The organism is Pseudomonas sp. KK4 (assembly GCF_001984065.1).
Classification (GTDB): Bacteria; Pseudomonadota; Gammaproteobacteria; order Pseudomonadales; family Pseudomonadaceae; genus Aquipseudomonas.
The window spans coordinates 1-11,110 of the sequence record NZ_LYVP01000144.1; the positions used below are offsets into that span (position 1 = coordinate 1).

8 protein-coding genes and 1 pseudogene are annotated in these 11,110 nt (G+C 61.4%); 3 read left to right on the plus strand and 6 right to left on the minus strand.

Translation table 11 applies throughout. The annotated features are described in order from the left end of the window. On the plus strand, positions 1 to 279 hold a 279-nt coding region (locus tag B0W55_RS26395), incomplete at its 5' end, for a hypothetical protein (protein WP_077048856.1). Positions 280 to 620: 341 nt separating this feature from the next. Here B0W55_RS26395 and B0W55_RS26400 read toward each other — a convergent pair. Continuing rightward, complete coding sequence (locus tag B0W55_RS26400) at positions 621 to 932, minus strand: DUF6124 family protein (RefSeq protein ID WP_077048857.1); 312 nt, start codon at positions 930 to 932, stop codon at positions 621 to 623. Positions 933 to 1,481: 549 nt separating this feature from the next. Then, positions 1,482 to 3,125, minus strand: a complete 1,644-nt coding sequence (mqo, locus tag B0W55_RS26410) for a malate dehydrogenase (quinone) (protein ID WP_077048859.1) — start codon at positions 3,123 to 3,125, stop codon at positions 1,482 to 1,484. Positions 3,126 to 3,501: 376 nt separating this feature from the next. Here mqo and ilvD point away from each other — a divergent pair, with 376 nt between their 5' ends. Then, positions 3,502 to 5,184, plus strand: a complete 1,683-nt coding sequence (gene ilvD, locus B0W55_RS26415) for a dihydroxy-acid dehydratase (RefSeq protein WP_077048860.1) — start codon at positions 3,502 to 3,504, stop codon at positions 5,182 to 5,184. Between the two features lie 121 nt (positions 5,185 to 5,305). Here the strand turns inward: ilvD and B0W55_RS31720 are convergent, their stop codons facing one another. Together B0W55_RS31720 and B0W55_RS31725 are read right to left on the minus strand one after the other, a co-directional pair. After that, entirely contained in the window at positions 5,306 to 6,169 is an 864-nt protein-coding gene (locus tag B0W55_RS31720) for a methyl-accepting chemotaxis protein (protein WP_371807300.1), read from the minus strand. Then, a pseudogene (locus tag B0W55_RS31725) lies at positions 6,164 to 6,919 on the minus strand (MCP four helix bundle domain-containing protein); the annotation flags it as partial. The pseudogene B0W55_RS31725 and the gene B0W55_RS31720, both read right to left, overlap by 6 nt. Before the next feature lie 204 nt (positions 6,920 to 7,123). Here B0W55_RS31725 and B0W55_RS26425 point away from each other — a divergent pair. After that, positions 7,124 to 7,555: a nuclear transport factor 2 family protein gene (locus B0W55_RS26425; protein WP_077048862.1), complete on the plus strand. Its 432-nt coding sequence runs from the start codon at positions 7,124 to 7,126 to the stop codon at positions 7,553 to 7,555. 158 nt (positions 7,556 to 7,713) lie between these two features. Here the strand turns inward: B0W55_RS26425 and nirD are convergent, their stop codons facing one another. Together nirD and nirB are read right to left on the minus strand one after the other, a co-directional pair. After that, positions 7,714 to 8,082, minus strand: a complete 369-nt coding sequence (gene nirD / locus B0W55_RS26430) for a nitrite reductase small subunit NirD (RefSeq protein ID WP_077048863.1) — start codon at positions 8,080 to 8,082, stop codon at positions 7,714 to 7,716. After that, positions 8,082 to 10,643 carry a nitrite reductase large subunit NirB gene (nirB, locus tag B0W55_RS26435; protein WP_077048864.1) on the minus strand — a complete coding sequence of 854 codons (2,562 nt, stop codon included), beginning with the start codon at positions 10,641 to 10,643 and terminating at the stop codon, positions 8,082 to 8,084. Before nirB ends, nirD begins: the two co-directional genes overlap by 1 nt. Between the last annotated feature and the right edge of the window lie 467 nt (positions 10,644 to 11,110).

Sequence of the window (11,110 nt, forward strand, 5' to 3'; positions counted from 1 at the left end):
GCGGCTGATGGTTCTGATCGTTTGAAAGGCAACGAGGTTGCTGCTGATGGTTCGGATCGTCTGAAAGGTAACGAGGTTGCCGCTGATGGTTCGGATCGTCTGAAAGGCAACGAAGTCGCTGCTGATGGTTCGGATCGCCTGAAAGGCAACGAGGTTGCTGCTGACGGTTCAGATCGTCTGAAAGGTAACGAAGTGGCTGCCGATGGTTCGGATCGTCTGAAAGGTAACGAGGTTGCTGCTGACGGCTCCGACCGCCTGCAAGGCAACTCCGTCGCCTAAGCAACCCGCTACACCGCAGCACACGAAAAGCCCGGCCTGATCAGCCGGGCTTTTTCGTGCACTAAATCCAGAGCCAACGACAGTCCCTGTGGGAGCTGGCCTGCCAGCGATGGCGGTGGGTCTGCCAACCTATTCTTTGGCTGACCCACCGTCATCGCGAGCAGGCTCGCTCCTACAAAGGAATGGGGACAGGCTGTCATCAATGGCGACTGACACACCGCCTTCGCGAGCAAGCCCGCTCCCACAGTTTGACTGCGTTCTGCTTACCACTGAAAAGCCCACCAACCGTCCCCGGTTCGCAGGCTCTTTTTTTACGGATCAGAACGACACGCCTAGCTCGTCTATTCCTGCGGATCGACGTTATCCAGCACCCGATTGATCGACAGCTCCGCCAAAGCAATCATCTGCTCGATCCCCAATGCCAGATTGCATTTCGGGCCATCGAGGATGAATGCCAGTTCGCTGGCCATGACACTGGCAGATGCCAGGGTTTCACAGGCGTGAACCAGGAGGGTTTCGTTGTTGACGTCGGGGGCGATGGTGAAGATGGGGTTGGGGCGGCGTTCGGCCATGGCTGGCTTGGGGGGTGGAGTTAGCGGATCGGTGTCTGCTTGGTCATCAGTATCCGGGGGATTGGGTGTCACCTTGAACATTGTGCAGCTCCTTTCTGTGAAGTGAGCATCTCCCCCTTCCGCTACCACGCTAAATGGGGAGACGGCTGTACACGGGGTGGTAGACCGGTCACAGAAACCCGGCAGGCCGAAGCCTCCCATGCACAGCCGCCACAAAGCAGCCAGCATAAAAAAACGCCCTGAGGCGTTCTGGGTCCGTGAAGTAAAACCGGGCTACCACACCCGATCGCTGATTTGGCAGCGACGGGGGAAGGTTAACGAGGTGGGTTTTGAAGTGCAACCCCATGTAGGAGCGAGCTTGCTCGCGATGAATGTCCGGGCGACGCGGGCATTCAGGTGGCCCGCGTTATCGTTGACGTCCATCGCGAGCGAGCTCGCTCCTACAGGGGGTGGTGGGTCAGCCAAAGTATTCTTTGGTTGACCCACCGTCTTCGCGAGCAAGCCCGCTCCCACAGTTTGACTGCGCTCTTCTGCCCACAAAAAAGCCCGCCAACCGTCACCGGTTCGCGGGCTTTGTTTTCTGCGGTTCAGCTATCGCGGCGCCCCATCCAAACGATGGGGGCGAGCGGATTACAGTGCCATATCTGCCGAAGCGTTTTCTTTCGGCGCTTTGGCTTTCTCAGCCTCTACAACGGGAGCTGCGACTTGACCAATCACCGGTGGCGTCGGCAGTTCCAGCACCTTGGCGGTGTAGGCCCATTCCTCTGCCACTTTCACCGGATCGTTGTTCAGTTGGGTGCCGTAGCTCGGCACGATCTGGTGCAGTTTTGTCTGCCACTCAGGGGTCGCGACTTTGTCCTTGAACACCTTCTGGATCACCGACAGCATGATCGGCGCCGCCGTCGAGGCACCCGGCGAGGCGCCCAGCAGGCCGGCAATCGAACCGTCAGCGGAGGCGACGATTTCGGTGCCCAGTTTCAGCACGCCACCGGCCGCTTCGTCACGCTTGATGATCTGCACGCGCTGGCCCGCTTGCCACAGGCGCCAGTCTTCAGCCTTGGCGTTAGGGAAGTATTCCTTCAGCGCGTTGAGGCGGTCTTCATCCGACAGCATCAACTGACCGGCGAGGTACTCCACCAGCGGGTATTCCTTGATGCCAACCTTGGTCATCGGCCACACGTTGTGGGTGGTCGTGGTGGTCAGCAGGTCCAGGTACGAACCTTCTTTGAGGAACTTGGTGCTGAAGGTCGCGAACGGACCAAACAGGATCACGCGCTTGCCGTCCAGCACGCGGGTGTCCAGGTGAGGAACCGACATCGGTGGCGCACCCACCGAAGCCTTGCCGTAGGCCTTGGCCAGGTGTTGCTCGGCGATGGCCGGGTTGTCGGTCACCAGGAACGAACCGCCCACCGGGAAGCCGGCGTATTCGCGAGCCTCAGGGATGCCCGACTTCTGCAGCAGGTGCAGGGCACCGCCGCCGGCGCCGATGAACACGAACTTGGCGTCGGTTTCGAACTTGCTGCCGTCTTTGAGGTTTTTGTAGCTCACGCGCCAGGTGCCATCGGCATTGCGGGTGATGTCCTGCACTTCGCTGGACAGTTTCAGATCGAACTTTGGCAGGGTCTGCAGGTGCGCGACGAACTGGCGGGTGATTTCGCCGAAGTTCATGTCGGTGCCCAGCGGGCTCCAGGTGGCGGCGATTTTCTGGTTCGGGTCACGCCCTTCCATCATCAGCGGCACCCACTGCTTGATGACAGCCGGGTCTTCGGAGTACTGCATGCCGGCGAACAGCGGGCTCGCCTGCAGGGCTTCGTAGCGCTTTTTCAGGAACTTGATGTTGTCATCGCCCCACACGAAGCTCATGTGCGGTGTGGTGTTGATGAACGAACGCGGGTTCTTCAGCACGCCCTGCTGGACCTGCCAGGCCCAGAACTGGCGGGAGACCTGGAACGCTTCGTTGATTTCAACGGCCTTGGGAATCGAGACCTTGCCGTTCTCGTCTTCCGGCGTGTAGTTCAGCTCGGCCAGGGCGGAGTGGCCGGTACCGGCGTTGTTCCAGCCGTTGGAGCTTTCCAGGGCGACGCCGTCGAGGCGCTCGATCATCTGCATCGAGGTGCCGGGTTCCAACTCATTGAGCCAAACGCCCAGGGTGGCGCTCATGATGCCGCCGCCGATGAGCAGCACGTCGACCTTCTTGGCTTCTTCAGCCTGGGCTGTCGTGATCCCCAACGACAACGCCAGCCCCAGCAGCGCTGTATTCACTTTTTTAAACATCTGTAGCACCTAATGATAAAACGTCATCCGCCCCTTGATCCTTGAATCACAAGCCCCTGGTTGCACGACAGTCAGGCAGGCTGCCGCAGGTACTCGCGCTAAGGTTTCGCAGGGTGGGCACACAAGGCCGACGAATCGCATCGACCCCAGTTAATGTCCCTACTGAACTGACTTCTTATCTTTTTTGGCTTCAGCTACTTGAGCGACAGTGATTCGGTTCGCCCGTCGCAAGGACAGGAAAACGGAATAGGTCAAACCAAGTTGTTGCGAAGAATATCACGTCATGGACCCCGCGCGTCTGTTCCCGACTCATTGGTCCGGTCACCCGCGACCTGAGCTCTATACTGATGCTGTTTGACTCAACGGGTATATCGTCATGAGCGATAAAGACAATCTGCGCAAACACTCTTCACAAGTGATCGACGGCGTCGAAGCCGCGCCGGCCCGGGCCATGTTGCGTGCCGTGGGGTTTACCGACGACGACTTCACCAAGCCGCAGATCGGCATCGCCTCCACCTGGGCGATGGTCACGCCCTGCAACATGCACATCGACAAGCTGGCGATCGAAGCCGAAAAAGGCGCGAACGCGGCCGGCGCCAAGGGGGTGATTTTCAACACCATCACCATCTCCGACGGCATCGCCAACGGCACCGAAGGCATGAAGTATTCGCTGGTGTCGCGGGAGGTGATCGCCGATTCCATCGAGACCGTGGTCGGCTGCGAAGGCTTCGACGGGCTGGTGACCGTCGGCGGTTGCGACAAGAACATGCCCGGCTGCCTGATCGGCATGGCGCGGCTCAATCGGCCGTCGATCTTCGTCTACGGCGGCACCATCCGCCCGGGCGCCGGCCACACCGACATCATTTCCGTGTTCGAGGCCGTGGGCCAGCACGCCCGGGGTGACATCAACGAGATCCAGGTCAAGCAGATCGAGGAAGTCGCGATCCCCGGCCCCGGATCCTGCGGCGGCATGTACACCGCCAACACCATGGCCTCGGCCATCGAAGCCCTGGGCATGAGCCTGCCCGGTTCCAGCTCTCAGGACGCGGTCGGCCGCGACAAGGCCTCGGACAGTTTCCGCGCCGGGCAGCAGGTGATGGAGCTGCTCAAGCTCGACCTCAAGCCCCGGGACATCATGACCCGCCAGGCGTTCGAAAACGCCATCCGCGTGGTGATCGCCCTCGCCGGCTCCACCAACGCCGTGCTGCACCTGCTGGCCATGGCCCATGCGGTGGATGTGGAGCTGACCCTGGACGACTTCGTCGAGCTGGGCAAGGTGTCGCCGGTGGTGGCCGACCTGCGCCCCAGCGGCCAGTACATGATGAGCGAGCTGGTGGCCATCGGCGGCATCCAGCCTTTGATGAAACGCATGCTGAAGGCTGGCATGTTGCACGGCGACGTCATGACCGTCACCGGCAAGACCCTCGCCGAAAACCTCGAAAGCGTCCCCGACTACCCCGCTGGCCAGGACGTGATCCTGCCCTTCGACCAGCCGATCAAGAAGGACTCGCACCTGGTGATCCTGCGCGGCAACCTCTCGCCCACCGGCGCGGTGGCGAAGATCACCGGCAAGGAAGGCTTGCGTTTCGAGGGCAAGGCGCGGGTGTATCACGGAGAGGAAGGCGCACTGGCCGGGATCCTCAACGGCGAAGTGCAGGCCGGCGAGGTGATCGTGATCCGCTACGAAGGGCCAAAGGGCGGGCCGGGCATGCGCGAAATGCTCTCGCCGACGTCGGCGGTCATGGGCAAAGGCCTGGGCAAGGATGTGGCGCTGATTACCGACGGGCGTTTCTCCGGCGGGTCCCATGGTTTCGTCGTGGGGCACATTACGCCGGAGGCTTTCGAGGGCGGGCCGATTGCGTTGATCGAGGATGGCGACACCATCACCATCGATGCCGAGACGCGGCAGATTACGGTGGATGTGTCGGATTCGGTGCTGGCTGAACGCAAGGCGCGCTGGGTGCGGCCGGAGTCGAAGTACAAGCGAGGGGTGTTGGCCAAGTATGCGAAGACCGTGTCGAGTGCTTCGGAGGGGGCGGTGACCGACAAGTATCTTTAGGCGATGGCTCTGTGATGGCTGAACCGGCGCCTTCGCGAGCAAGCCCGCTCCCACAGGGTCCGCGCTATACCTGTGGGAGCGGGCTTGCTCGCGAAGGGGCCAGCTCAGTCACTGAAGTCTGTCAGAGCCGAAACCGATCCACCGATTGCGACAGTTTCCCCGCCAATGACGACAACTCATCCGTGGTCGAAGCCGTCTGCCCGATCACCTTGCTATTACCCTCGGACATCCCCGCAATCATCTCCACCTGATGGGCAATCTCATTGCTGGCCAGACTTTGTTCGCCGATGGTGCGGCTGATGTCGTTGACCAGTTGCGTGGTGTTGAGGGTGGCGTCGAGGATTTCGCGGATGGCGCGTTCGACGTCAGCGGTCACGGCCATGCCTTTGTCGACCTGGGCCACGCCCTCTTCCATGCTGATGACCGCTTCGCGGGTGCTCTGCTGGATGCGCGCGACCATGGTGGCGATTTCCTGGGTCGAGGCGCTGGTGCGTCCGGCCAGGCTGCGCACCTCGTCCGCCACCACGGCAAAACCGCGGCCCTGTTCACCGGCGCGGGCCGCTTCGATGGCGGCGTTCAACGCCAGCAGGTTGGTCTGGTCGGCGATGCCCTTGATCACCTGGATGATGCTGAAAATCCCTTCGGACTCCTTGTCCAGGGTACGAATCACCTGCGCCGACTGTTGCGCGGAACGGGCGATGCCGTCCATGTCGTTGACCACCTGATGGATCACCCGGCCACCGTCCTTGGCCAGGGTCTCGGCCTGGTTGGCCATGTCCAGCGCGCGCTCGGCGTGCCGGGTGATTTCTTCGATGCTGGCGGTCATTTCGCTGGCGGCCGCGGCCATGGTGCTGGCCGCCACGCTTTGTTGCTGACTGCTGCCCGCCACTTCATGGCAGCCATTGCTCAACAATTCGCTCATGCCACTGACGCCATGGGCGTTGCTGCGCACCACTTCGATCATCCCGCGCAGATCTCGCTGCATGGTCGCCAGGCTGCGAATCAACAGGCTGGCTTCGTCCTGGCGGCCGCTGTCGACAATCGGCTCGCTCAGGTTGCCGTGGGCGATGCTCTCGGCGATGCGGCTGGCGCTGCGCAGCGGGCCCATGATGCTCAGGATCACCCAGCGCCCCTGGATCAACAGCAACAGCAGGCTGACGATCAGCACCGCGCCCAGGGCGAAATTGGCGTTGCTGATGGCCTGGCGCGTGCCTTCGCTGGTCTGTTGGGTGTTGCGCTCGATAAGTTCGCTGAGGGCTGCCATCTGGTCTTCCAGCTGGCTGAACGCGCTGTTGAAGCTGCTCAGTTCCCGTTGCGCTGCATCGGGGTTTTCCAGGGCCAGGCCGACGATGCGTTCCGCCGCGCTGATATAGGTATCGAGGCTGGGCTTGATCTGGTTCAGCGCGGTTTTCAGGGTGTCGTTGACCGGCAGCTTGAGATTGGCCGCCAGCACCTCACGAAAGTGCCCCGTGTGTTCATCGATGGAACGGCGCACCTCAGCCTTGCTGCTGGTGCTTTTGCCCAGGCCCACCAACATCGACGACAGCACATCGGCGCGCAGCGCGTCGTGCATCATGTCGGCTTCCATGTGATTGCGCAGCGCGGTCATGCTGACGTCGTTGTCCTGCACCGCCCGGGCCATTTGAGTGTTCCCCAGGTAACTGACCAGGCCCATGACCAGGGCAGTCAGCACACCGGTGCCGATCAACAACAGTAAACGCAGTTTTATGGACACTCTGTGGTTCCTCTTTTCGCAGGTCGAAGGGCGACTCAAGAGGTTATCGACGGGCGTGCAGGGTTATTGACGGTCCCAGCCCGAATGCAGCGCAATTTGCGACATGCGGTAGGTCCGCTCCTTTTCGGCTCCCCACTCGGCGTCTTCCATTTCGGAGAAAATCTGCTAGGTTGTACGACAACTTACAACAACAAGGAAAAACCGATGAAAAACGTCAAAGTGTTGATTGGCTTTCTGTGCCTGTTCAGCGGCTACGTCGCTGCCGCCCCCTCCACCGATGACAAAGCGGTCGCCCAGGCCGTCGATCATCTGACCGACGCGATGCTGCACAAAAACATCGCGCAACTGCAGGCGTTGACCGCCGACAACCTGACCTACGGCCATTCCAGCGGAAAGATCCAGGACAAACAGGCGTTCATTTCCGATATCGAAACCGGCAAAAGCGCGTTCAAGACCCTGGAAATGCAGAACCAGACCATCACCCTTTCCGGCGATGTCGCGCTGGTCCGCCACCACTTTTCAGCCCAGGCGCTCAAGGGCACGGAGGTGGTTCCGACCGAGATCGAGAACCTGCAGGTCTGGCAGAAACAGCACGGGAAATGGCTACTTGTCGGACGACAAGCGTTCAAGTTCTGATTTTTTGCGTCGTCGATATATACGCGCGAGACGGGGTGACAGGCACCCCTTCTGTAAAAACAGGCTGGCCCGCGATGGCGGCGGCACATTCAGCTTCGATGCTGGCTGACCAGGCGCTTTCGCGAGCACGCTTTGCTCCTGCAGGGGTCAAGGCGACCTCAGGCGATTCCCACTTCCACCCTGCCCTCGTTAAAGCGCACCGGCCAGACCCGCAGTTGTTGCTCCGGGTATTCCAGGCAACTGCCGTCTTCCAGGCGGAAATGCTGTTTGTAGATCGGCGAGGCCACCACCAGGTCGCCCTTGATGCTGCCCACCAGGCCGCGGCCGATGACATTGGCCCCCGATTGCGGATCGTGGTTGTCGATGGCGAACAGGGTTTTGCCCTCTTGGCCCGGCAGGTAGAACAGCGCCACCTGAGCGCCGTCCAGCCACACCACCACACCGGAATCGTTCACCAGATCCTGTTGGCTGCAGACCGATTGCCAGTGGGCCGAATGTTCAACGCGTTGGGTATTGGACTGATTCATCAGACAGACTCCTTGGTGGTAGCGATCAGATTGAGTTCGGCGGCCATGATCGGGCGCCGTTGGCCGCGTTCCTGGACGAAATGGATGTCCGGGTCCGGGCGTTTGTCGTTGACGAAGGTGCGGAAACGCTTGAGTTTTTCCGGATCCTTGAGGGCGTTGGCCCACTCGCATTCATAGCGGTTGACCACCAGTTGCATCTGCGACTCGAGCTCGTCCCCAAGACCCAGGCTGTCGTGGACGATCACGTCCTTTAGGAAGTCCAGGCCGCCCTCCAGGCTTTCGCGCCACACCGAGGTGCGCTGCAGTTTGTCGGCGGTGCGGATGTAGAACATCAGGAAGCGGTCGATGTAGCGGATCAGCGTCGCGTCGTCCAGGTCGGTGGCGAACAGCTCGGCGTGGCGCGGACGCATGCCGCCGTTGCCGGCGATGTACAGGTTCCAGCCTTTCTCGGTGGCAATCACTCCTACGTCTTTGCTTTGCGCCTCGGCGCATTCACGGGTGCAGCCGGACACCGCGAACTTGAGCTTGTGCGGCGAGCGCAGGCCCTTGTAGCGGTCTTCGAGGGTCAGGGCCATTTGCACGCTGTCCTGCACGCCGTAGCGGCACCAGGTGCTGCCGACGCAGGATTTCACCGTGCGGGTCGATTTGCCGTAGGCGTGTCCGGTTTCGAACCCGGCTTCGATCAACTCGCCCCAGATGTCTGGCAATTGATGCAGTTGCGCCCCGAACAGGTCGATGCGCTGGCCGCCGGTGATCTTGGTGTAGAGGTCGTATTTCTTCGCGACCACGCCGATGGCGATCAACTTGTCGGCGGTGATTTCGCCGCCGGGAATGCGCGGCACCACCGAGTAGGTGCCGTTTTTCTGCATGTTGGCCATGAAAGTGTCGTTGGTGTCCTGCAACGGCACCAGCGAGGGGTCCATGATCGGCTGGTTCCAGCACGACGCCAGGATGTTGCCCACCGCCGGTTTGCACAGATCGCAACCGGTGTGGCCACGGCCGTGTTTGGCCAGCAGTTCGTCGAAGGAGATGATCCCTTCTACCCGCACCAGTGCATAGAGTTCCTGGCGGGTATAGGCGAAATGCTCGCACAGGCTCTTGTCGACGCTGACCCCACGGGCGATCAGTTCATGTTCGAAGACTTGCTTGAGCAGGCTGGCGCAACCGCCGCAACCGGTGCAGGCCTTGGTCTCGGATTTGAGCTGGCCAAGATCGGTGCAACCGCCGTCGATGGCCGAGCAGATCGCGCCCTTGGTCACGTTGTGGCACGAGCAGATGGTTGCTGATTCGGGCAAGGCGCCGGGGCCCAGGGTCGGGGCGCCTTCGGAGGATGGCAGGATCAGGCCGGCCGGCTCCGAGGGCAAGGCGATCGCGTTCTGCAGGTATTGCAGCAGGGTGTCGTAGTAGCTGTTGTCACCGATCAGCACCGCGCCGAGGACGTGCTTGCCCGACGCATCCACCACCAGGCGCCGGTAGCTGGCGCTGGTTTCGTCGATGAATTGATAGCTGCGCGCGCCCGGGGTGTTGGCGTGGGCGTCGCCGATGGAGCCGACATCGACACCCAGCAGTTTGAGCTTGGTCGACATGTCGGCGCCCTGGAACGGTTCGGCGACGCCGTCACAAAGGCGTGCGGCGACGCTGCGGGCCATTTGGTAGCCTGGCGCGACCAGGCCGAACAGGCTGCCGTTCCACGACGCGCACTCGCCGATGGCGTAGATGTTCGGGTCGCAGCTCAGGCAGGTGTCGTCGATCACCACGCCACCGCGCGGGCCGATGTCCAATTCGCACTGGCGAGCGAGTGCATCCTGAGCGCGGATGCCGGCGGAGAACACCACCAGGTCGGTTTCGAGGTATTCGTCGTTGGCGAAGTTCATGCGGTAGCGATATTGCTCGCCGGCAGTGATCGACTGAGTGGCGCGGGACAGGTGCACGCCGACCCCCAGCCGTTCGATCTGCGCCTTGAGCGCCAGGCCGCCGAGGTCGTCGAGTTGCACCGGCATCAGGCGCGGGGCGAACTCCACCACGTGGGCTTCCAGTCCGAGGCTTTTCAGGGCATTGGCCGCTTCCAGGCCCAGCAGGCCGCCGCCGACCACCACACCGCGCCGGGCGTTGGCCGCTGCGCTGCGAATGGCATCGAGGTCTTCGAGGGTGCGATACACCAGGCGTGAATCGCCTTCAGCGCCTTCGATCGGCGGCACGAAGGGATAGGAGCCGGTGGCCAGGATCAGCTTGTCGTACTGCACGCAGCCTTGGGCGGTAATCACCTCGCGGCGCGCTCGGTCGATCTCCAGCACCGGCACGCCCAGGTGCAGTTTGACGCCGGGGGTCTGGTACAGCGAGGCATCGCTCAGGGCCAGGGATTCGGCGTCGCGACCGCTGAAGTATTCGGACAGATGCACACGGTCGTAAGCGCGCATCGGCTCTTCGCTGAACACGTGCAGGCGGTAGCGATCAAGGGCACCGCGCTCGATCAGTTGCTCCACACAGTGATGCCCGACCATGCCATTGCCGATCACGACCAGCGTTTGCAGTTTGTTCAACGTGGCTACATTGGAATTCATAAACGACACCTGCCCAAAGCCCATCACGGTAAAAAAAGCAAAAAAAAACGCCTGAAACCTTGCGGTTCCAGGCGTCTTTGCCTGTTCTTTTGCGGTGTTGAAACCAGACAGCCCTGCCTGATCCACCGATATTGCCCACGACCTGTGCGGTTGATCGATCGTCGTTGACCGAGTGGGTTTGCCCGATCTTTTTCAGAGGGGCTTGCCGGGGTTAATGCAGGGGGTGTGCCAGTTGCTGGGGCAAAGAGTGATAAACAATGCGCGGGCCTTTATTTCCAGGGTGTTGCGGCCATGACCGGTTGATTCGGGTGCGTGTGCAACGAAGAGGGACTCGACGAAAATCGCTATGCGCTGGTGCACGCTACCTTGTGTTGCGCTTTATAAAAGTGCATTTGCCCATGGTGAGGGGGCTGGTGGCGGGACTGCATTTTGTGGCGAGGGAGCTTGCTCCCGTTCGGCTGCGCAGC